21 protein-coding genes, 1 tRNA gene and 1 pseudogene are annotated in these 20,418 nt (G+C 55.8%); 9 read left to right on the forward strand and 14 right to left on the reverse strand.

Features of this window, described 5'->3' with window-relative positions; all coding sequences use genetic code 11:
- Nucleotides 1–135 precede the first annotated feature (135 nt).
- Together MC50_RS03790 and MC50_RS03795 are read left to right on the forward strand one after the other, a co-directional pair.
- Nucleotides 136–774 carry a TetR/AcrR family transcriptional regulator gene (locus MC50_RS03790; RefSeq protein ID WP_049266593.1) on the forward strand — a complete coding sequence of 213 codons (639 nt, stop codon included), beginning with the start codon at nucleotides 136–138 and terminating at the stop codon, nucleotides 772–774.
- Nucleotides 775–801: 27 nt separating this feature from the next.
- Nucleotides 802–1,977, forward strand: a complete 1,176-nt coding sequence (locus MC50_RS03795) for a TCR/Tet family MFS transporter (protein WP_047663459.1) — start codon at nucleotides 802–804, stop codon at nucleotides 1,975–1,977.
- A 76-nt stretch (nucleotides 1,978–2,053) separates the two neighbouring features.
- On the opposite strand, the gene MC50_RS03800 is transcribed toward MC50_RS03795, so the two are convergent.
- From MC50_RS03800 to MC50_RS03810, 3 genes are all read right to left on the reverse strand, one after another.
- The gene (locus MC50_RS03800; protein WP_032690824.1) at nucleotides 2,054–3,607 is read right to left on the reverse strand and encodes a peptide MFS transporter; all 1,554 of its coding nucleotides are present in this window, start codon (nucleotides 3,605–3,607) and stop codon (nucleotides 2,054–2,056) included.
- Between the two features lie 571 nt (nucleotides 3,608–4,178).
- Nucleotides 4,179–4,616: an HNH endonuclease gene (locus tag MC50_RS03805; protein WP_223306633.1), complete on the reverse strand. Its 438-nt coding sequence runs from the start codon at nucleotides 4,614–4,616 to the stop codon at nucleotides 4,179–4,181.
- A 181-nt stretch (nucleotides 4,617–4,797) separates the two neighbouring features.
- On the reverse strand, nucleotides 4,798–5,184 hold the full coding sequence (locus tag MC50_RS03810; protein ID WP_032698821.1) for a VOC family protein: 387 nt from the start codon (nucleotides 5,182–5,184) through the stop codon (nucleotides 4,798–4,800).
- A gap of 91 nt (nucleotides 5,185–5,275) precedes the next feature.
- On the opposite strand from MC50_RS03810, the pseudogene MC50_RS29205 reads away from it, so the two are divergent.
- A pseudogene (locus MC50_RS29205) lies at nucleotides 5,276–5,374 on the forward strand (type VI secretion system tube protein Hcp); the annotation flags it as partial.
- 409 nt (nucleotides 5,375–5,783) lie between these two features.
- Here MC50_RS29205 and MC50_RS03820 read toward each other — a convergent pair.
- Nucleotides 5,784–5,857 (reverse strand) — tRNA-Gly (locus MC50_RS03820).
- Between the two features lie 80 nt (nucleotides 5,858–5,937).
- Nucleotides 5,938–6,660: an amidase activator ActS gene (actS, locus tag MC50_RS03825; protein WP_046853475.1), complete on the reverse strand. Its 723-nt coding sequence runs from the start codon at nucleotides 6,658–6,660 to the stop codon at nucleotides 5,938–5,940.
- Nucleotides 6,661–6,891: 231 nt separating this feature from the next.
- Between actS and idi the strand changes: the two genes are divergently transcribed.
- Entirely contained in the window at nucleotides 6,892–7,446 is a 555-nt protein-coding gene (gene idi, locus MC50_RS03830; protein WP_032690820.1) for an isopentenyl-diphosphate Delta-isomerase, read from the forward strand.
- Between the two features lie 117 nt (nucleotides 7,447–7,563).
- Here idi and lysS read toward each other — a convergent pair whose 3' ends face one another.
- The 5 genes from lysS to xerD form a co-directional block, all read right to left on the reverse strand.
- Nucleotides 7,564–9,081 carry a lysine--tRNA ligase gene (gene lysS / locus MC50_RS03835; protein WP_004867343.1) on the reverse strand — a complete coding sequence of 506 codons (1,518 nt, stop codon included), beginning with the start codon at nucleotides 9,079–9,081 and terminating at the stop codon, nucleotides 7,564–7,566.
- A gap of 9 nt (nucleotides 9,082–9,090) precedes the next feature.
- Nucleotides 9,091–10,189, reverse strand: a protein-coding gene (gene prfB, locus MC50_RS03840) for a peptide chain release factor 2 (protein ID WP_099001586.1) whose coding sequence is annotated in 2 segments (ribosomal slippage) — nucleotides 9,091–10,113 and nucleotides 10,115–10,189 — 1,098 coding nt in all. Because the reading frame shifts where the segments join, the coding sequence is not laid out codon by codon here.
- Nucleotides 10,190–10,311: 122 nt separating this feature from the next.
- Complete coding sequence (recJ, locus tag MC50_RS03845; RefSeq protein ID WP_032696678.1) at nucleotides 10,312–12,045, reverse strand: single-stranded-DNA-specific exonuclease RecJ; 1,734 nt, start codon at nucleotides 12,043–12,045, stop codon at nucleotides 10,312–10,314.
- Between the two features lie 5 nt (nucleotides 12,046–12,050).
- Nucleotides 12,051–12,764, reverse strand: a complete 714-nt coding sequence (dsbC, locus tag MC50_RS03850; RefSeq protein ID WP_032690818.1) for a bifunctional protein-disulfide isomerase/oxidoreductase DsbC — start codon at nucleotides 12,762–12,764, stop codon at nucleotides 12,051–12,053.
- A gap of 22 nt (nucleotides 12,765–12,786) precedes the next feature.
- Nucleotides 12,787–13,683, reverse strand: coding sequence for a site-specific tyrosine recombinase XerD (gene xerD / locus MC50_RS03855; RefSeq protein ID WP_032690817.1), 897 nt, complete (start codon nucleotides 13,681–13,683; stop codon nucleotides 12,787–12,789).
- Between the two features lie 178 nt (nucleotides 13,684–13,861).
- Here xerD and fldB point away from each other — a divergent pair, with 178 nt between their 5' ends.
- Entirely contained in the window at nucleotides 13,862–14,383 is a 522-nt protein-coding gene (fldB, locus tag MC50_RS03860; protein ID WP_032690816.1) for a flavodoxin FldB, read from the forward strand.
- Nucleotides 14,384–14,390: 7 nt separating this feature from the next.
- Here the strand turns inward: fldB and MC50_RS03865 are convergent, their stop codons facing one another.
- Together MC50_RS03865 and sdhE are read right to left on the reverse strand one after the other, a co-directional pair.
- The gene (locus MC50_RS03865) at nucleotides 14,391–14,801 is read right to left on the reverse strand and encodes a protein YgfX (protein WP_032690815.1); all 411 of its coding nucleotides are present in this window, start codon (nucleotides 14,799–14,801) and stop codon (nucleotides 14,391–14,393) included.
- Nucleotides 14,782–15,048, reverse strand: a complete 267-nt coding sequence (sdhE, locus tag MC50_RS03870) for an FAD assembly factor SdhE (protein ID WP_004867358.1) — start codon at nucleotides 15,046–15,048, stop codon at nucleotides 14,782–14,784. Before sdhE ends, MC50_RS03865 begins: the two co-directional genes overlap by 20 nt.
- A 296-nt stretch (nucleotides 15,049–15,344) precedes the next feature.
- Here sdhE and ygfZ point away from each other — a divergent pair, with 296 nt between their 5' ends.
- A complete protein-coding gene (gene ygfZ / locus MC50_RS03875; protein ID WP_047663460.1) occupies nucleotides 15,345–16,328 on the forward strand; it encodes a tRNA-modifying protein YgfZ in 984 nt (327 codons plus the stop codon).
- Nucleotides 16,329–16,437: 109 nt separating this feature from the next.
- Here the strand turns inward: ygfZ and trhA are convergent, their stop codons facing one another.
- Together trhA and yqfB are read right to left on the reverse strand one after the other, a co-directional pair.
- On the reverse strand, nucleotides 16,438–17,097 hold the full coding sequence (trhA, locus tag MC50_RS03880) for a PAQR family membrane homeostasis protein TrhA (protein WP_004867362.1): 660 nt from the start codon (nucleotides 17,095–17,097) through the stop codon (nucleotides 16,438–16,440).
- Between the two features lie 161 nt (nucleotides 17,098–17,258).
- Entirely contained in the window at nucleotides 17,259–17,570 is a 312-nt protein-coding gene (yqfB, locus tag MC50_RS03885) for a N(4)-acetylcytidine aminohydrolase (RefSeq protein WP_004867365.1), read from the reverse strand.
- 49 nt (nucleotides 17,571–17,619) lie between these two features.
- On the opposite strand from yqfB, the gene MC50_RS03890 reads away from it, so the two are divergent.
- From MC50_RS03890 to MC50_RS03900, 3 genes are all read left to right on the forward strand, one after another.
- Complete coding sequence (locus MC50_RS03890) at nucleotides 17,620–18,348, forward strand: MurR/RpiR family transcriptional regulator (protein ID WP_032690813.1); 729 nt, start codon at nucleotides 17,620–17,622, stop codon at nucleotides 18,346–18,348.
- A gap of 119 nt (nucleotides 18,349–18,467) precedes the next feature.
- The gene (locus tag MC50_RS03895) at nucleotides 18,468–19,901 is read left to right on the forward strand and encodes a 6-phospho-beta-glucosidase (protein WP_032690812.1); all 1,434 of its coding nucleotides are present in this window, start codon (nucleotides 18,468–18,470) and stop codon (nucleotides 19,899–19,901) included.
- A 134-nt stretch (nucleotides 19,902–20,035) separates the two neighbouring features.
- Nucleotides 20,036–20,395, forward strand: a complete 360-nt coding sequence (locus MC50_RS03900) for a hypothetical protein (RefSeq protein WP_047663461.1) — start codon at nucleotides 20,036–20,038, stop codon at nucleotides 20,393–20,395.
- The last annotated feature ends 23 nt before the right edge of the window (nucleotides 20,396–20,418 follow it).

Here is a 20,418-nt window from a genome sequence, read left to right on the forward strand (position 1 = left end):
CTCTTAGCATTCGTAACCGTACTCGCCCTGTGTCAACGCAGCAGCAAAAGTGCTGGATTTAATTTTATACCGATCATAAACTTTTACCAGGTAAAAATTAAATCGCCAGCAGAGACCTGTTGAGGGAGCGCATCAATGAGTACCCGGCAAAAAGCGGAAGGATTGCGTGAGCAAAAAAAGCGCCTTACGCGCCAGCAGCTTTCCAATACCGCCACCGAACTGTTTATCAAGCAGGGCTTTGATAACGTCACCGTAAGCGATATTGCCGCCGCGGCGAAGGTATCGAAAATGACCGTATTTAACTACTTCCCACGCAAGGAAGAGCTCTACTTCGATCGCATCGACGAAATCCACCAGTTACTGCAGGACGCCCTGGAACGTCACCGTACGCTGGCGCCGGTGGCGGTGTTCAGGGCCCTGACCCGGGAACTGATTGAGCAGGAGCATCCGCTTATCAGGATCGATCGGCGGGTTGCCGACTTCTGGCAAGGAGTGGCCGCAAGCCCGGCACTGCGGGTATATGCCCTGGAACAGTTTGCCGAACTGACGCAGGCGCTCAGTAACATGCTCGCTGCGCGCCTCTCTGCGCCTGAGCACAATCCCGTTGCCGCTCTGATTGCCAGCATCATCCTGAATAGCTGGCGTATCGCTTTTAGCGACGCACTGCGCCAGCCCGAACATCTTGCCCCCGCCGTTCGCCAGCGCTTTCTGACACTGCTGGAAAACGGATTTCGCGCCGCTGAAGCGGCGGCCCAGGATACGCCCTATGCCTGAGCCACGCGGCAAATACTGAACGCCATTATGAACAGAACCCTTAGCGTTATTTTTATGACCATCTGGCTCGATGCGGTGGGCATCGGGCTGATTTTTCCGATTCTGCCACAGTTGCTCAAAGAGGTGATGCATACCGCGGATATCGCCCATTACATGGGTATCCTGGCGGCGCTGTATGCCCTGATGCAGTTTATCTTCGCCCCGCTGCTTGGCGCGCTAAGCGATAATTTTGGTCGACGGCCGGTGCTGCTGGTCTCCCTGGCCGGAGCGGTGGTTAACTACCTGATAATGGCCTTTGCCAGCCATCTGTGGCTACTGTTGCTCGGGCGGGCCATCGCCGGACTGACCAGCGCGAATATCGCGGTGGCGATGGCATGGCTGACGGACATTACGCCCGCCGGGAAACGCGCCAGCCGTTTTGGGCTATTTAACGCCACGTTTGGCGCAGGCTTTATTATCGGCCCGGTGCTCGGTGGCGTACTAGGAGATTACGGTGTCCGGCTGCCCTTTTTCGTCGCCGCGGTGCTGAACAGCGCGAACGTTCTGCTGGCCCTCTTCGCCTTACAAGAGTCGCGCCAGCCGGCCAGGCAGAAAATGGCGCTTGCCGGGCTTAATCCCCTGCGCCCCATGCGCTGGCTCTTCTCCGTCAAAGGACTGCTGACTATCGCGCTGGTGTTCTTTTTCCTCAGCGCCACCGGCGAAGTCTATGGCACCTGCTGGGCGCTGTGGGGCCAGGATATGTTTCACTGGAACGGTTTATGGATCGGCCTGTCGCTCGCGGCCTTCGGGGTGTGTCAGACCCTGGCGCAGGCATTTTTACCTGGCCCGGCAACCCGTCTGCTGGGAGAGCGCGGGGCGATACTGGGCGGGATAGCCTGCTCCTGCACGGCATTAATAGTCCTGTCGCTGGCCCAGCAGAGCTGGATAGTTTTCGCGGTGATGCCGCTGATTGCCCTCGGCGGTATCGGTACGCCGGCCCTGCAGGCGCTGGCCACCCGCCAGGTACAGGCCGACAACCAGGGGCAGCTTCAGGGGGTGCTGGCGTCAACCGTCAGCCTGGCCTCGATTGTCGCCCCGCTGGTGTTCTCAAGCTTATATTTTGGCTTTCGTACCTGGTGGCCCGGGGCTATCTGGTTATCGGTAGTGGTTCTCTACGTCTTCGCGGTACCGTTGATCTACCGCTGTACCCGCGCGCCGTCCTGACTGGCCTGGCAACCTCAGACGAAAAAAAAGCTGGCGCATTACGCGCCAGCTTACCGAGTGCCCGTTTCCGTTGCCGTCAGGCGTGGGTAACCGGTTTTTGTGCGGTTTTGTTCTGAGTGTTTTCCAGCATCCGGCGCACCGGTACGATCAGCACGCAGAGTACGGCGGCACAGATCAGCAGCGCAATCGAACAACGCGCGAAGAGATCCGGCAGCATATCCAGCTGGTCAGCTTTTACATGACCGCCGATCAGGCCGGCCGCCAGGTTACCCAGCGCACTGGCGCAGAACCACAGCCCCATCATCTGGCCGCGCATTCTTTCCGGCGCCAGCAGCGTCATGGTTGCCAGGCCAATCGGGCTCAGGCACAGCTCGCCCAGGGTCAGCATCAAAATACTGCCTACCAGCCAGAACGGTGATACGCCGGCCCCGCCGTTGTTCAGCACATTCTGTGCCGCCAGCATCATCAGGCCAAAGCCCGCTGCGGCGCAGAGAATGCCGATGACGAATTTGCTGATGCTGCTCGGACGGACGCCATTACGCGCCATGGCCGGCCATGCCCAGCTAAAGACCGGCGCCAGCAGAATAATAAACAGCGCGTTGATTGACTGGAACCACACCGCCGGGATCTCAAAGCTGCCGATCATACGGTTGGTATAATCATTGGCGAACAGGTTGAAGGAGGTCGGCTTCTGCTCAAATGCCGACCAGAAGAAGGCAGCGGAAACCAGCAGAATAAAGCACACCAGCAGACGGGCACGCTCTTTGCGACTCAGTCCGGCGAAGGCAAACAGATAGATGAAATAGAGAACGACCGAAGCGGCAATCACGTATACCAGCATGCTGGCAACGGCAACAGGGTTAACCACAATCACCCCCTGCGCAATCAGCGTGATAATCACTGCGGCACCCACCGCCAGCGCCAGTAGCCAGGCGCCCACGCCGTTCTTCTTCGCCACCGGGCTGTTCCAGGTTGAATCGAGGCCCACTTCGCTGTCGTAGCGCTTCATCGCCGGTACCGCGAAGACCCGGAAGATCACCAGCGCCACCAGCATCCCGATGCCACCGATGCCAAAGCCCCAGTGCCAGCCGTGCGATTTAATCAACCAACCGGAAATCAGCGGCGCGATGAACGACCCCATGTTGATGCCCATGTAGAACAGCGAGAATCCACCGTCACGACGCGCATCGCCTTTCTTGTACAGCGTGCCGACCATAACCGAGATGCAGGTTTTGAACAGACCCGATCCCAGCACGATAAACATCAGCCCGATAAAGAACAGGTTGTCACCCAACACCGCTGACAGAGCAATCGACAGATGACCCAACGCGATGAGAATCGATCCGTACCAGACCGCCTTTTGCTGGCCCAGCCAGTTATCCGCCAGCCAGCCGCCCGGTAACGCCGCGAGGTACATACTGCCGGCGAAGATACCGACGATCGCCGAGGCATTTTCACGCGCCAGCCCCATGCCGCCGTCGTAAACGGTGGCGGCCATAAACAGTATCAATAAGGGGCGAATACCGTAAAACGAGAATCGCTCCCACATTTCGGTAAAGAACAACGAACCTAGCGGATAAGGATGACCAAAGAAGGTCCGGCTTTCATTTTTATTCACAGAGGAATGCATAACTTCTCCAGATAAGATGCACCGCAGTGCAGAGAGACCGCGGAAAGCGTGTTAGCCATGTTTACACTGGCCAATCATTTACATGAGGCATGATATTTTTTAACTATTTGATAACCAGCTTCTGGTTTTGTCTAGCCCCTCAACCCCATCTTTTAGATGAAAAGTCGACAAACGTCTACTTTTATAGATTTAAACTTGGCTGACAACAAAATGTGATTGACATCTCAAATGATAACAATGAATACAATTATATATTTATAAACAACATGTTAGACAAACAGATATTCATGCTCATGGCGGATACGCATTGCAGATAAAACGCGATAAAAAGTAGGGTAAATACGAGGTTGGTCTTAACGACAGGAGAAAGTAGCGATAAGTCACGCTCTTGATTATTTAGTCACAGAGTGAGGCTCGCACAGGCAACCGATGGCGGGCTGGACAGAAGCCAGTATGACGCTGCCGCAGTATCAAACCTTACGCTTTGCACATATGTTCAGGGGGGAGCCAACGATTTCGCAGAGCCTCTGACCCCGAACGGGGCGCTGAAAAAGAGCAGCAAAGTCCGCGGCTAACGCCATTTAATTTCGTCGCGGTTGCCTTTTGCAAGATTACAGTCGTGGCATAGCAGCTGGAGGTTATCCAGGCGTAGCGCCAGATGCGGGTATTTACTGCGGGGCCGAATATGATCGACATGGATGACTACCCCATGTTTTGCCGCTGAACGCCCGCAGGCGCTGCAGGCACCGCCATATTTTTTGAGCGCCTGATAGCGAAGCGCGCGCCACTCTCTGGACTGGTAGAACGCAGCAGAGGCACTCACGTCTTTTTCCTCTGCCGTGGCCTGTTGCCGCCGGTTGATCGACTGAAACAACCCCTCGTCATCTTCATCTTTCGTTGCGCGATTGACGCGACGGTACAGCGGACCTTCGCCTTCCTTGCGCCCCCAGGCATCGCGATCTGGTTTGGCGCTTATGGGTTCCGTTTTGTACAGAGTCCTGGCCAACATTTTCACGCCTTTATACAAAAGCCATATGACACAGGCGATGGCTATAAACGACCCCATTTCTCAATCTCTTCAATAACCTGACGCGGTACAGAATAGCAAATATCCGCACTCAGCGCATGGAGTACTGCCCGCCCTCGTCTGCGGACAGGGCCCGCCGTTCTGTCACGCAAGAGCCCCCAAGCTATGGCCAGTCCCGGTTCTGCAGCACCACCCGATAGCCGTCATTATCGACAAATGTTTTGCCGTTGGTATCCCAGTAGGGATTAAACGAACTCATCGCACGAAAACCCGCCTCCGTCATTCTGGCGCACGCCCGCTGCCAGTCTGCTTTATCGGGGTAATACAGCACGAGCAGGTCTTCATCGGTCGGTGCAGGTTGTCGCGGATGATCGTGGCAGTGGGTAAACTCAATATGCCAGGCCAGCTCCGGACGGCCCACCATGATCCCGCTAAAACCGGCATGGTCGGTAAAATCAGCAATCCGTTGGAGCTCTAATCCCTGGCTGTACATGGCGCAAGCGCGCGCCAGGTCGGTGACGGGTCTGGCAATACGCATATGGCTGAACATGATAACGGGCCTCCCGCTGGTTAAAATAGGTTTCCGGAATGGACAACGCCGCCCCTACTGTACCCGGGTTTCAGATTGCTATTTGTCGAGAAAAGCCGTTGCCACTGGTCAAACGCTAAAGCGTGCTGAGTTCAAATGGTACAAGATCAACGACGCAGGCCAGGAAGCTGAATACTTCAACATGCTGTTATTTAGTCCCTTCAGAAGTTACCCAAGACGCTTTCCTGAAAGGTGTGGGAGATAAGTACCACTTCTTTTTATCAACAGCTGACGGGAGCGCAAAGGTAGACATAAGTGACGGAGCTATTCACCTGTTTACATGGCTCATAAGGCTACATATCGGGCTTAAATGCGGGTGATCAGTCTGTCGATGAAATGACCATGCCCGGCCAGGCTTTTTCGTTCACGTGTTGCTATCGCGGTGTGACTCTGGAACTGCCGCCGACGTTAAGTTAAACGTTCATCTAGCCGTTAACTTTCCGTGACAACTAACCGTGCATTTTTGAGGGGTGGAACGAGAGACTGACATGCTATAGGAGGTAAGAAACTTGTTTCAAAAACAGCGTCTTATTTAAGATGTGTGACCGCAAGAGAAATTCTGGAGCGGGCGAAGGGAATCGAACCCTCGTATAGAGCTTGGGAAGCTCTCGTTCTACCATTGAACTACGCCCGCTTTAAGGTGCGAGGGCCATTATAGACCTTACGCACCGTCTTACAAGACTGAATCACGCTAACTGCTGATAAAATAACCTCTTAGCACTTTGGCTTACTGCCCTGCGGCGGTAAATAGCGCAGTGGATCGATGGCCGTCGCCCGGTAGCGAATCTGGAAATGCAGGCGCACGGAATCGGCGTCGCTACTGCCCATCGTGGCTATCTGCTGACCAATCTTCACGTTCTGACCGTTATTGACCATCATTTTGTCATTATGGGCATAGGCGCTGATGTAATCCTCGCCGTGTTTAATCATGATCAGATTACCGTAACCGCGGAGCTGATTACCGACGTACACCACTTTACCCGCCCCGGCCGCATAAACCGGCTGGCCGCGCGTGCCGGCAATATCAATCCCCTTATTACCACCATCATTTGATGAATAAGGCAGGATAACTTTACCGCTGGTCGGCCAGCGCCAGCAGCGTTGCCCCACCGGTGGCCAGGAGACCGGCGGCAGCGTGGCCGGCGGCTTGCTGGCCGCGGTGCGCTTACCGGCGCTGCTCTTCCCGGATGCACCGCTCCTGGTGGAGCCCGAGGCCGGATTCAGCTTCAGACGCTGTCCAACCTCAATGGTATACGGTGGGGAGATATTATTCAGTCGGGCCAGATCTTTAATGCTGGTACCGGTCGTCCGGGAAATACGGTACAGCGTATCGCCGCGTTTAACGGTGTAGACGGAACCGGAATCAGATGAACTGGAACATCCTGCAATCACCAGGCTGCTGACCAACATCATCATGATAAAAAAGCGTTTTCTCATCAGGCGTCCTGCACTCAGCACAGCTCTCATCTCGTCACAACGGACGACTATCATACCAGCCCGCGGGCAGATCCCCAATCGATACGCGGGCGTTGTCGGATTCGGGTTCCTCCATCAGCAGCGCCAGAAGCGCGTTTTGGTAATGCCTTTCACGCGGTTATCGGCTACCCTAGTGGCGAGTGCGTGACCAGGCGAGTGTATGCCGGGTCATTTTTATTATCAGGAGTTGTCATGACCGGGGAACATGTCATTTTGCTCGATGAGCAAGATAAGCCTGTTGGCAGGCTGGAAAAATATGCCGCCCATACCCTCAATACCCCTTTACACCTCGCCTTTTCCTGCTGGTTATTTAACGACCACGGCCAGCTACTGGTGACGCGTCGTTCACTGGGCAAAAAAGCCTGGCCCGGCGTCTGGACTAACTCCGTCTGCGGACATCCCCAGAGCGGAGAGACCTTTGAACAGGCCGTGACGCGGCGCAGCCGTTTTGAACTGGGCGTTAACATTGCCAACATCGCATCCGTTCATCCGGCGTTTCGTTACCGGGCGGTGGCCCCCAACGGGATTGTCGAAAACGAAGTCTGCCCGGTTTACGCCGCACGCATTATCAGCCCGGTACAGGCTAATAGCGACGAGGTCATGGACTATCAGTGGTGTGAGCTGGAGGATTTACTGCAGGCGTTGGCGCTCACACCGTGGGCCTACAGTCCGTGGATGGTGCTCGAAGCGGCTGATGATAATGCCCGGCTCGCGTTGAGAAACTATGTCGCGCAGCTGCGCTATTAGCCGTATTGCCGGATAGCGGTTCTCCGCCGCCTGTCCGCATCCTCGCGCGCAGCCGGTGCGGAGGTACCAACAAAAAACCCCGGCCTGTAGCCGGGGTTGCGTTTTTAACGGTCGGTCTTATTTAACCGGTCGCATGGCCGGGAACAGGATCACGTCGCGGATGGTGTGGCTGTTGGTAAACAGCATCACCATCCGGTCAATACCGATACCCAGACCCGCAGTCGGCGGCAGACCGTGTTCCAGCGCGGTCACGTAGTCTTCATCGTAGAACATGGCTTCATCGTCACCAGCAGCTTTCGCATTCACCTGGTCCTGGAAGCGCTGCGCCTGATCTTCCGCATCGTTCAGCTCGCTGAAGCCGTTACCGATTTCACGGCCGCCGATAAAGAACTCAAAGCGGTCGGTAATTTCCGGGTTCTGGTCATTACGGCGCGCCAGCGGAGAGACTTCCGCCGGGTATTCGGTGATAAAGGTCGGCTGAATCAGGTGCGCTTCCGCCACTTCTTCAAAGATCTCGGTCACGATACGGCCCAGACCCCAGCTCTTCTCAACGTGAATGCCGATAGACTCTGCAATCGCTTTTGCGGAATCGAAGTTATCCAGATCCGCCATCTCGGTTTCCGGACGGTATTTCTTGATAGCTTCACGCATGGTCAGTTTTTCAAACGGCTTACCGAAGTCGAAGGTCTGATCGCCATAAGGAACCGCGGTGTTGCCCAGAATATCCTGCGCCAGGGTACGGAACAGGGATTCGGTCAGCTCGATCAGATCTTTATAGTCCGCGTACGCCATGTAGAGTTCCATCATGGTGAACTCTGGGTTATGACGTACGGAGATGCCTTCGTTACGGAAGTTACGGTTGATTTCGAACACGCGTTCGAAGCCGCCCACAACCAGACGCTTCAGATACAGTTCCGGCGCGATACGCAGGTACATGTCCATATCCAGCGCGTTGTGATGGGTGATGAACGGACGGGCAGACGCGCCGCCAGGGATCACCTGCATCATCGGAGTTTCGACTTCCATAAAGCCGCGGCCCACCATGAACTGGCGGATACCGGCCAGAATCTGGGAGCGAACCTTAAAGGTCTTGCGGGATTCGTCGTTGGAGATCAGATCCAGGTAGCGCTGACGGTAGCGCGCTTCCTGATCCTGGAGGCCGTGGAATTTGTCCGGCAGCGGGCGCAGGGCTTTGGTCAGCAGACGCAGTTCGGTGCAGTGGATAGACAGCTCGCCGGTTTTGGTTTTGAACAGCTTACCGCGCGCCGCGATGATATCGCCGAGGTCCCATTTTTTGAACTGCTCGTTGTAGACGCCTTCCGGCAGATCGTCACGCGCGACGTACAGCTGAATGCGACCGCCGACATCCTGCAGAGTGACGAAAGAGGCTTTACCCATAATACGGCGGGTCATCATACGACCAGCAACGGAGACTTCAACGTTCAGTGCTTCCAGCTCTTCGTTTTCTTTCGCATCGAAGTCAGCGTGCAGTTGGTCAGAGGTATGGTCACGACGGAAATCGTTCGGGAACGGGATACCCTGCTCACGAAGCTGAGCCAGCTTTTCACGACGGGCTTTCAGTTCATTATTAAGGTCAATTGCCGCGTCAGCGCCCTGTGCTTGTTGTTCAGACATGTTGGTTCCTCATAACCCTGCTTTCAAACTTGCTTCGATAAATTGATCCAGGCTGCCGTCAAGCACGGCCTGAGTATTGCGGGTTTCCACCCCGGTGCGCAGATCTTTAATGCGGGAGTCATCCAGCACGTAAGAACGGATCTGGCTGCCCCAGCCGATGTCGGATTTGGTATCTTCCATCGCCTGCTTCTCGGCATTTTTCTTCTGCATTTCCAGCTCATAAAGCTTGGCTTTCATCTGCTTCATGGCCTGGTCTTTGTTCTTGTGCTGTGAACGGTCGTTCTGGCACTGCGTCACTAAGCCGGTCGGAATGTGGGTGATACGTACCGCGGATTCCGTACGGTTAACGTGCTGACCACCCGCACCGGAGGCGCGGTAAACGTCAATACGCAGGTCCGCCGGATTGATTTCGATATCAATATCGTCATCCACTTCCGGATAGACAAACGCGGAGCTGAAGGAGGTGTGGCGGCGGCCGCCGGAATCGAACGGGCTCTTACGCACCAGGCGGTGGACGCCGGTTTCGGTACGCAGCCAGCCGTAGGCGTAATCGCCGATAATCTTGATGGTCACGGACTTAATGCCCGCCACTTCACCTTCAGACTCTTCAATAATCTCGGTCTTAAAGCCGCGCGCTTCGGCCCAGCGCAGATACATACGCGTCAGCATGCTGGCCCAGTCCTGCGCTTCCGTACCGCCGGAACCGGCCTGAATATCGAGATAGCAATCGGCGCTGTCATACTCGCCGGAGAACATGCGGCGGAACTCAAGCTGCGCCAGCTTCTCTTCCAGCACGTCAAGTTCGGCAACGGCTTCGTTGAAGGTCTCTTCGTCTTCGGCTTCGACAGCCAGCTCCAGCAGTCCGGAAACATCTTCCAGCCCCTGGGACATTTGATCCAACGTCTCAACGATGGCTTCCAGTGAAGAACGCTCTTTACCCAGCGCCTGTGCGCGCTCAGGTTCGTTCCACACGTCCGGCTGTTCCAGCTCGGCGTTTACTTCTTCCAGACGCTCTTTCTTAGCATCGTAGTCAAAGATACCCCCTAAGAACGTCAGAGCGCTCCGTGAGGTCCTGAATGCGGTTTTTTACCGGATTTATTTCAAACATGATCGATTTTCTTTTAATGGATTCGACAAAATGCGGTGATAAGAGCGGAATTGTACCGGATCCCCGCTCTCTTTTATATATACTTCGGCTTTCCGTGAGCCTGTTTGTTGACGGCTTTTTCGTCACACCGGCCAGAGATGGTCGATGATAAGCTGCAGGCTGCGGTTGCCACGGAACTCATTAATATCGAGCTTATAGGCCAACGTCACCTCACGCACGCCGTTATCCGGCCAAATCGAAGTATCAACGTTGAAGGCAATCCCGTCCAGCAGCGGGCCGCCGCCAACCGGTTCAACCATCACTTTAAGATGCCGTTCGCCCACCAGACGCTGCTGTAACAGGCGGAAACGACCGTCAAACAGCGGCTCCGGGAACATCTGTCCCCAGGGCCCCGCCTCGCGGAGCAGATGGGCAACTTCCATGCTCATCTCAGCAGCTTCCAGCGGGCCGTCAGAGACCACTTCCCCCTGCAACAGCGCCGGATCCAGCCACTCGGTGACCAGTTCGCCGAAACGCTGCTGAAACTCCTCAAAGCGCGCCTCTTCCAGCGACAGTCCCGCCGCCATCGCATGGCCGCCGAACTTGAGAATGAGCCCCGGATGCAGCGTATCAAGGCGCTCGAGCGCATCGCGCATGTGCAAACCCTGGATGGAGCGGCCGGAACCTTTTAACAGTCCATCGCCGGTTGGGGCGAAGGCGATAACCGGGCGGTGGAAACGCTCTTTAATCCGCGACGCCAGAATCCCGACCACCCCCTGGTGCCACTGCGGATGATACATCGCCAGCCCCCCGGGCAGCGTGTCGCCGCTGCGTTCAAGCTGCTGGCACAGCGTGAGCGCTTCCGCCTGCATCCCTTGCTCAATCTCTTTGCGCGTCTGGTTCAGCGCATCCAGTTCATTGGCCAGCATCCGCGCTTCGCCGACGTTATCGCACAACAGCAGCGCCACGCCGACCGACATATCATCCAGCCGGCCTGCCGCATTCAGCCGCGGTCCGAGGGCAAATCCGAGGTCGCTGGCCGCCAGCTTTTGCGGATCGCGGTTGGCAATCTCCAGCAGCGCTTTGATACCCGGACGGCACTTACCGGCACGGATACGGCTCAGCCCTTGCCAGGTGAGAATGCGGTTATTGGCATCCAGCGGCACGACGTCAGCCACCGTCCCGAGCGCGACCAGATCCAGCAGCTCGGCAAGATTCGGCGGCGTGATGCCCCGTTCTGCAAACCAGTTTTTATCGCGCAGGAACGTGCGCAGCGCCAGCATCAAATAAAACGCCACCCCGACGCCGGCCAGCGATTTCGAGGGGAAATCGCAGTCGCGCAGATTGGGGTTCACAATCGCTTCCGCCGCCGGCAGCGTCTCACCCGGCAGATGGTGATCGGTCACGACCACCGGGATCCCCAATGCGTGGGCACGATCGACGCCGGCATGGGAAGAGATGCCGTTATCCACGGTCATGATCATCTGCGCGCCGCGGGCGTGGGCCTGATCGACCACTTCCGGGCTTAACCCGTAGCCATCTTCAAAACGATTTGGCACCAGATAGGAGACATTGCTGTAGCCCAGCGCGCGCAGCGCCAGCACGCTCAGCGCGGTACTGGTGGCGCCATCGGCGTCAAAATCCCCGACCACGACGATATGCCGCTCTTGCCGGAATGCGCCGTAGAGCATCTCAACGGCTTTTTCGATGCCATTCAGCTGCGTCCACGGCAGCATGCCTTTGACGCTGCGCTCCAGCTCCTGGGCATGCAGGACGCCGCGGCTGGCGTATAGCCGCTGCAGCAGCGGCGGCAGGTCGGCGGGGAGCTCAGCCCCTTCAACCACCTCACGGCGGCGTAGTTGTATCTGTGGTTTCACGCGAATTATTTACCGCTTGTCTGTTTTTGATGCTCATCAAGGAAGGCTTTCAGCTCTTTCGGCCCCTGATAGCCCGGAAGCACATAGCCGTTGCTCAGCACCATCGCCGGCGTGCCATTGACGCCGAACTGCACGCCAAGGGTGTAGTGTTTGCTGATATCGAGGTTGCAACTCGCCGTCGGTACGCCTTTGCCGGCCATGGCATCATCCAGCGCTTTGTTACGATCTTTGGCGCACCAGATGGCTTTCATATCCTGCTCGGTCTGGCTTTGCAGCCCCTGACGCGGGAAGGCCAGATAACGCACGGTGATGCCCAGCGCGTTATAGTCGCTCATCTCTTCGTGCAGCTTGTGGCAGTAACCGCAGGTGATGTCGGTGAAAACGGTGATAACGTGTTTTTCCTGCGGCGCTTTATAGATAATCATCTCTTTTTCCAGCGCGTTCAGCTTGCCCACCAGCAGCGCGTTGGTGACGTTTACCGGCTGTGCGCCGCCGACATCATACATCGGCCCCTGGATGACGTGTTTACCGTCATCGGTCACATACAGCACGCCGCTGTCGGTCAGTACGGTGCTCATTCCGGCAACCGGCGATGGCTGAATATCCGTACTCTGTACGCCCAGTTTAGCCAGCGACTGTTTGATAGCCGCGTTATCCGCATGGGCCGCACCGGACAGCGTCGCCGCCAGCAGAGTAAACATCAATAAACCTTTTTTCATACTCAGTCCTTTTATTCAGCACTCACGCCCGCGGGTGGTGCTGTTGATGAAGTTGTCTCAGACGCTCGGTCGCGACATGGGTGTAGATCTGCGTCGTTGAGAGATCGCTGTGTCCCAACAGCATCTGTACCACGCGTAAATCTGCGCCATGGTTAAGTAAATGCGTGGCAAACGCATGGCGTAAAACGTGCGGGGAGAGCTTCGCGCTATCTATCCCGGCCAGCACGGCATAGTGCTTAATCCGATGCCAGAAGGTCTGGCGCGTCATTTGCTGCGCGCGCTGACTTGGAAAAAGGACATCAGATGCCACGCCGTTCAGCAGCCAGGGGCGCCCGTACTCCAGGTAGTTCTCAACCCACAGCACCGCCTCTTCGCCAAGCGGGACCAGCCGTTCTTTATTGCCTTTGCCCACCACCCGCAGGACGCCCTGGCGCAGGCTGATGTCGCTCATCGTCAGGCCCACCAGTTCCGACACGCGCAGGCCGGTCGCGTACAGCACCTCAAGCATCGCTTTATCGCGGAGTTCCAGAGGCTGCTCGACCAGCGGCGCCTGCAGCAGACGCTCGACCTGAGCTTCACTGAGATCTTTCGGCAGCCGCTGCGGTAGCTTCGGCGACGCCAGCAGCGCGCTGGGGTCATCCGGACGAATTTTCTCCCGATAGAGGTGCTGGAAGAAACGGCGCACGGCGCTCAACAGCCGCGCGGTACTGGTGGCTTTATAGCCGCCCGTTTGTCTCTCGGCCAGCAGCGCCTGAAGATCCTCGCCGCTCACGCTAACCAGCGACGACTCGCGATGGTGCAGCCATTCCACTACCATCGTCAGATCCCGACGGTAGGCGCTCAGCGTATTTTCCGCCAGATTGCGCTCCAGCCACAAGGCATCAAGAAACTGTTCGATTCGTGCGAGATCCTCTTTCACATCGCCCTCTTTGCTCGTTAAAACGGCTTCAGTATACCCAAATAAGTGGCCCGGCTGGGCAAAAACGGCTGCGCTGTTTTTCCCCGACTGGCTGGCCGCACAGCTTAAGTATGCGGCTGACGGCGGCTTTCTGATAAACTAGCCGCAAAATCACCGCATGAATTGAGATGTTTACGCCATGAACATAGGTCTTTTTTACGGCTCCAGTACCTGCTACACCGAGATGGCAGCGGAGAAGATCCGCGATATCATCGGCCCGGAATTAGTGACGCTGCATAACCTGAAAGATGATTCCCCTTCCCTGATGACTCAGTATGACGTGTTGATTCTCGGTATCCCGACGTGGGATTTCGGCGAAATTCAGGAAGACTGGGAAGCCGTCTGGCAACAGCTGGATACACTGGATCTGCAGGATAAAATTGTGGCGCTGTATGGCATGGGTGACCAGCTGGGTTATGGCGAATGGTTCCTTGACGCGCTGGGCATGCTGCACGACAAACTGAGCGCCAAAGGCGTTAAGTTTATCGGTTACTGGCCGACGGAAGGTTACGAATTCACCAGCCAGAAACCGATTATCGCCGATGGCCAGCTGTTTGTTGGCCTGGCACTCGATGAGACGAACCAGTATGACCTGAGCGACGATCGCATCCAGAACTGGTGCGAGCAAATCCTCGGCGAAATGGCTGAACAGTTCGCCTGACAGGCTCTTAATCCTGTGCCGGTTTTTGTAAAACCAACCGGCGCAGATCTCGCCACTCTTTGGCATCCATACTGTCTGCAGCGACCCACAGATGCTGGCGGCGACGCGTTTGCATATCCTGCAGGCGCAGCAACATCCCGCTATTAATCACCCACGGCGTGCCGACAATTTCCCATTCCGCTTTTTGCCAACGCAAACGCGAATCGGTCATCAGCTTTATTTCCCCCCGGCAGGCGTGGATCCGCCGCTGGCTGCGCACGCTGTCGAACACCACCAGCGACAGCAGCAATAGCCATAGCGGTGTGTAGCTCAGCGGCCAGGGCATCAGCAGGACAATAGCCGCCACAATGCCGTGCAGCAGCAGCGAGAACCACTGCGAGCGCCAGGAAATGCGTAAATCAGATTGCCACAGGACCACGTTCCCGATTCCGAGTCTGGATTAATTTTACCATCCGTTGCAGTTGTGCATCAGCCGGTTCGCCATGATTCATCAGCCAGTTAAACAGGTCCGGATCGTCGTTTTCTAACAGACGGATAAACAGCTGTTTGTCTTCATCGCTGAGCGTATCGTATTCATACTCGAAAAACGGCATGATGGAGATATCAAGTTCACGCATACCCCTGCGGCATGCCCAGTGGATGCGGGCTTTATTCGTAATGTCCATGTTGTCCTTCCAGCATAAAGAGAGTCTTACGCGCCCTTCAGGTCGCCGAAGGGCAGCCTGAAAAGACGTCGTTGATAGGTTAGTTTAACCCGTTTTTTGCACTTACTTTACAGCAATATCGAGAACAGAGAACGCCATTCCACAAAAACCATATTTAAAATATGGCTTTATCTTTCTCCTTTGTTTCCCCGTTTGTGCTTTCAGGGCACAAATGGCCTGCCAAAAGCGCTTGCATTGCACCATAGCTCTTTTACCATTAGCTATTCACTCTGCGTTAAGCTATTCAGGACATGACTATGGCTTTTACACCTTTTCCTCCGCGTCAGCCTTCTTCTTCCTCTCGTCTGCCGTTAACGCTGATGACGCTGGATGACTGGGCGCTGGCAACGATTACCGGTCAGGATGGCGAGAAGTATCTGCAGGGGCAGATTACCGCCGATGTCAGCGCATTAACCGACGATTGGCATCTGCTTGCCGCGCACTGCGATGCCAAGGGCAAGATGTGGAGCAACCTGCGGGTTTTCCGCCGCGACGGTGGTTTTACCTGGATTGAACGCCGCAGCCTGCGCGATACCCAGCTCGCTGAACTGAAGAAATATGCGGTGTTCTCTAAAGTGACCATTGCCGCCGATGATGAACACGTCCTGCTGGGCGTTGCCGGTTTCCAGGCCCGCGCCGCGCTGGCGCCGCTGTTCAGCGAACTTCCGGGCAGCGACAAACCGCTCGTCACCGACGGCGTGACCAGCCTGCTGTGGTTTGAACATCCGGCGGAGCGCTTTCTGCTGGTGACCGATGTAGCAACCGCCACCCGCGTGGCCGACGCGTTGCGCAGCGACGCGCAGTTGAACAACAGCCAGCAGTGGCTGGCGCTCAACATCGAAGCCGGTCTGCCGGTCATAGACAGCGCCAACAGCGCGCAGTTCATCCCGCAGGCAACAAACCTGCAGGCATTGGGCGGTATCAGCTTTAAGAAAGGCTGCTATACCGGTCAGGAAATGGTCGCCCGGGCGAAATTCCGCGGCGCGAACAAACGCGCGCTGTGGTATCTGGCCGGGAAGGCGAGCCGCGTCCCGGAAGCCGGAGAAGATCTTGAGCTGAAGATGGGTGAAAACTGGCGCCGGACTGGCACCGTGCTGGCCGCCGTGCTGCTGGATGATGGGCAGCTGCTGGTGCAGGTGGTGATGAATAACGATATGGAGCCAGACAGCGTATTCCGCGTACGCGATGATGCCGGCACCTTAAGTATCGTTCCGCTGCCCTATTCGCTGGAAGAGAGTTAAGCCTTAGCGCTGCCAGGCTCTCCGGGCGACAACATCCCGGACCGTGCGGCGCCGTAGCTCCGGCATGCGCCGCACCGCCGGGGAATTTCCCGCTGATGCGGCATCTTATTTACACCTGGCCGACGTACAAATAAATGGCCAGGAAGTGACATACGCTGCCGCCCAGCACAAAACCGTGCCAGATCGCATGGTTATAAGGAATGCGCTTGCAGACGTAGAAGATAACCCCCAGCGAATACACCACGCCACCGACCGCCAGCAGCGTTACTCCCCCTGCCGCCAGTTTGATCGCCAGCTGATATACCACAATCAGCGACAGCCAGCCCATCGTCAGATAGGTCACCAGAGAGAGGACCTTAAAGCGGTGCGCAATGGTGAGCTTAAACAAGATCCCCAGCAGCGCCAGGCTCCAGATAACCACCATCAGGCCGCGCGCGAGCGGTGAGTTGAGCCCGACCAGCAGAAAGGGCGTATAGGTTCCCGCAATCAGCAGATAGATGGCGCAGTGATCGAATTTTTTCAGCCACAGCTTAGCTCGCTGATGGGGAATAGCATGATAGAGGGTAGAGGCGAGGAACAGCATTATCATGCTGCCGCCGTACAGGCTATAGCTGGTAATCGCCGTTGCGCTGGCGTTGCTGTCTACCGCCTGCACCAACAGGAGGACGAGGCCGACGATACCAAATACCAGTCCGATACCGTGACTGATACTGTTGGCCACTTCCTCTGCCAAAGAATAACCCTGTGTGATTAATGGTTTGCGAACCATATTTGACTCCGAAAACAAGAACGCTTTCAATGCTCACCTAGGGTAACTGAGAATGATTCCAGTGAACACCTGTTAGCTAAAATAAAAAGATGAATATTTGTAAACACTATAAAATCATAATGTTACATTAAAATTTCAACTAACAGTCGTTCGCTATTCCATCAAAGCCTTTTGAATTCAATAACATAAAACTGGTCTTCGCCAGGATAGATCTCCGCAATCACCTGGCGCAGCTGCGCCAGGGTCATATTCTCCTGTTCGGCGTGGCGTTCCGTGAGCGTATCGAGCGTCACCGTGGACGTCGCCACCACGCTTATCGTGCAAAAATAGCCGTCATCTTCATAGCGGCCAACGCGCAGCACGTCGCCGGTTTTAAAATGCGACTCGGCGGCATTACGAATGGTGATGGTTTTGCGCCCGGCGAGGATGTCGTCCTGAAAGCGCTGAAAAAAGGTTATGTCATTCGGCTGCATGATATAATTCCATCCTGGTCATTATGAATTGTGAGTTATTACTGTGAGTATGTTCTCCCACGCCGCGATCGCCAGTCTCAATAATCTTGAGATGATGGTCTACCACTACGTCATTAAGAATCGTGACAAAGTGATGTATATGACCATCCGCGAGCTGGCAGAAGCCGCCGGGGTCTCCACGACCACCGTCCTGCGCTTTTGTCGCAAACTGCAGTGCGAAGGCTACTCGGAGTTTCGCCTCCGCTTTAAATTATATCTCGAGCAGAATCAGCCTCAACAGGCAAATATCGGCGCCAGTGAAATTATGAGTTTCTTTAAAAGCGTCAACAATGACGAATTTGATAATTTACTCGAGCGCGCCGTCGATATTATTCTCGCATCAGAACGTATTATATTTGTCGGCGCCGGTACCTCCGGGGCGCTGGCAAAATATGGCGCACGGTTTTTCTCCAACGTTGGGAAATTCAGCAACCATATCGACGACCCTTATTTCCCGGTCACCAACGACATGGCGCGTAACGCGCTGGCGATCGTTCTTTCCGTTTCCGGGGAGACCGAAGAGATTCTCCGCTTCGCCAGCCAGTTCAGCCTGCACAACTGCAAGGTGATGTCGGTCACCAGCCATGAGCACTCCCGACTGGCGAAACTGGCGGACTTCAACCTCTCCTGGCACGTCCCGCAAACGCGCATCGGCGGCGTTTATGATATTACCACCCAAATTCCGGTTATTTATATTCTGGAGTCCCTGGGCCGTAAATTAGCGCGTAAACTCGCCTGAAAATAACACCCTGTTTTTTCGATGTAACATATTCCAGCTGAGGGAAATTGTTATATCGTGACATTTATATTCCCTTTGTTAGACTCGCCAACAGATGCTATTTGATGAGACGAGCCAGGATGAAAAAAATTACCTTACCGAAAGACTTCTTATGGGGCGGCGCGGTTGCTGCGCATCAGGTTGAAGGCGGCTGGAATAAAGAGGGCAAAGGCCCAAGCATTTGCGATGTGCTGACCGGCGGTGCTCACGGCGTGCCGCGCGAGATTACTCGCCAGGTGGAAGCGGGTAAGTACTACCCGAACCACGAAGCCATTGATTTCCACGGCCGCTACAAAGAAGACATCAAGCTGTTTGCTGAGATGGGATTCAAGTGCTTCCGTACCTCCATCGCCTGGACCCGTATCTTCCCGCAGGGTGATGAAACTCAGCCAAACGAAGAGGGGCTTAAGTTCTATGACGACATGTTCGATGAGCTGTTGAAGTACAACATCGAGCCGGTGATTACCCTCTCCCACTTCGAAATGCCGCTGCATCTGGTGCAGCAGTACGGTGGCTGGACCAACCGCAAAGTGGTCGATTTCTTTGTGCGCTTCGCCGAAGTGGTCTTCGAGCGCTATAAGCACAAAGTGAAATACTGGATGACCTTCAACGAGATCAACAACCAGCGCAACTGGCGCGCCCCGCTGTTCGGCTACTGCTGTTCCGGCGTGGTCTATACCGACTACGAAAACCCGGAAGAGACCATGTACCAGGTACTGCATCACCAGTTCGTTGCCAGCGCGCTGGCGGTGAAAGCGGCTCGGCGGATCAATCCACAGATGCAGGTCGGCTGCATGCTGGCCATGGTGGCGCTCTATCCGTTCTCCTGTAAGCCGGAAGACGTGATGTTCGCCCAGGAGTCCATGCGTGAACGTTATGTCTTTACCGACGTGCAGCTGCGCGGCTACTACCCGACCTACGTCCTCAACGAGTGGGAGCGCCGCGGTTTTAACATCGTTATGGCAGCGGGCGATGAACAGATCCTGCGTGAAGGCACCTGCGATTACCTCGGTTTCAGCTACTACATGACCAACGCGGTCAAAGCGGAAGGCGGCAGCGGCGATGCCATCTCCGGCTTCGAAGGCAGCGTGCCGAACCCGCACGTCAAAGCCTCCGACTGGGGCTGGCAGATTGACCCGGTGGGCCTGCGCTACTCGCTGTGCGAACTGTACGAACGCTATCAGAAACCGCTGTTCATCGTGGAAAACGGCTTCGGCGCCTACGATAAAGTTGAAGAGGACGGCAGCATCAACGACGACTACCGTATCGACTACCTGCGCGCGCATGTGGAAGAGATGATCAAAGCGGTGACTTACGATGGCGTCGAACTGATGGGCTATACCCCGTGGGGCTGTATCGACTGCGTCTCCTTTACCACCGGCCAGTACAGCAAACGCTACGGCTTTATTTACGTGAACAAACATGACGACGGCACCGGCGATATGTCCCGCTCGCGTAAGAAAAGCTTCAACTGGTATAAAGAGGTCATTGCCAGCAACGGCGAAAACCTCTGATTCCCTCTCCGTACCGCCCTCTCTTCGCCAGAGGAGAGGGCAATTGCCGGTCTTACAGACACTTCTTTACAGCTTTAACATTGCTAAAACGCGTTCGCCCGATAAGATAAGCCTCGTGAATCACAGAGGCGAAAATGATTAAGCAACAGCGAAAAGCCATTCTTCTTGTAGCCCTTGCCTGTCTGGTGGTGCTGGTATGCACCGCGCAGCGTATGGCCGGGCTGCATGCGCTGGTCATGAATGCCACCGCCGTGACGCAATCAGCCCAGCAGGGTCAGGATACGGGCGAAGCGCCGGTTACTCCCTGCGAGCTGAGCGCGAAATCACTGCTCGCCGCACCGCCGGTGCTGTTTGAAGGCGCCTTGTTTGCCGTCGCGCTACTGCTCACGCTGCTGGCGGCAATACCGCCGCGCATTGTCCGTCTCTGGCCTCCCCGCGTTATTTCCCCTCCCCGGCTACGGGTGCATTTGCGATTGTGCGTCTTCCGTGAATGAGGATTTCCTGACAGTTCAGGTTA

The organism is Klebsiella planticola (genome assembly GCF_000783935.2).
GTDB classification, from domain to species: Bacteria; Pseudomonadota; Gammaproteobacteria; order Enterobacterales; family Enterobacteriaceae; genus Klebsiella; species Klebsiella planticola.

Excerpts from the sequence above, each read along its gene's own strand:
- MC50_RS03790 (WP_049266593.1), top strand. The coding sequence starts at position 136 with ATGAGTACCCGGCAAAAAGCGGAAGGATTGCGTGAGCAAAAAAAGCGC.
- MC50_RS03795 (WP_047663459.1), top strand. The coding sequence starts at position 802 with ATGAACAGAACCCTTAGCGTTATTTTTATGACCATCTGGCTCGATGCG.
- MC50_RS03800 (WP_032690824.1), bottom strand. The coding sequence starts at position 3,607 with ATGCATTCCTCTGTGAATAAAAATGAAAGCCGGACCTTCTTTGGTCAT.
- MC50_RS03805 (WP_223306633.1), bottom strand. The coding sequence starts at position 4,616 with ATGTTGGCCAGGACTCTGTACAAAACGGAACCCATAAGCGCCAAACCA.
- MC50_RS03810 (WP_032698821.1), bottom strand. The coding sequence starts at position 5,184 with ATGTTCAGCCATATGCGTATTGCCAGACCCGTCACCGACCTGGCGCGC.
- actS (WP_046853475.1), bottom strand. The coding sequence starts at position 6,660 with ATGAGAAAACGCTTTTTTATCATGATGATGTTGGTCAGCAGCCTGGTG.
- idi (WP_032690820.1), top strand. The coding sequence starts at position 6,892 with ATGACCGGGGAACATGTCATTTTGCTCGATGAGCAAGATAAGCCTGTT.
- lysS (WP_004867343.1), bottom strand. The coding sequence starts at position 9,081 with ATGTCTGAACAACAAGCACAGGGCGCTGACGCGGCAATTGACCTTAAT.
- dsbC (WP_032690818.1), bottom strand. The coding sequence starts at position 12,764 with ATGAAAAAAGGTTTATTGATGTTTACTCTGCTGGCGGCGACGCTGTCC.
- fldB (WP_032690816.1), top strand. The coding sequence starts at position 13,862 with ATGAACATAGGTCTTTTTTACGGCTCCAGTACCTGCTACACCGAGATG.
- sdhE (WP_004867358.1), bottom strand. The coding sequence starts at position 15,048 with ATGGACATTACGAATAAAGCCCGCATCCACTGGGCATGCCGCAGGGGT.
- ygfZ (WP_047663460.1), top strand. The coding sequence starts at position 15,345 with ATGGCTTTTACACCTTTTCCTCCGCGTCAGCCTTCTTCTTCCTCTCGT.
- trhA (WP_004867362.1), bottom strand. The coding sequence starts at position 17,097 with ATGGTTCGCAAACCATTAATCACACAGGGTTATTCTTTGGCAGAGGAA.
- yqfB (WP_004867365.1), bottom strand. The coding sequence starts at position 17,570 with ATGCAGCCGAATGACATAACCTTTTTTCAGCGCTTTCAGGACGACATC.
- MC50_RS03890 (WP_032690813.1), top strand. The coding sequence starts at position 17,620 with ATGTTCTCCCACGCCGCGATCGCCAGTCTCAATAATCTTGAGATGATG.
- MC50_RS03895 (WP_032690812.1), top strand. The coding sequence starts at position 18,468 with ATGAAAAAAATTACCTTACCGAAAGACTTCTTATGGGGCGGCGCGGTT.
- MC50_RS03900 (WP_047663461.1), top strand. The coding sequence starts at position 20,036 with ATGATTAAGCAACAGCGAAAAGCCATTCTTCTTGTAGCCCTTGCCTGT.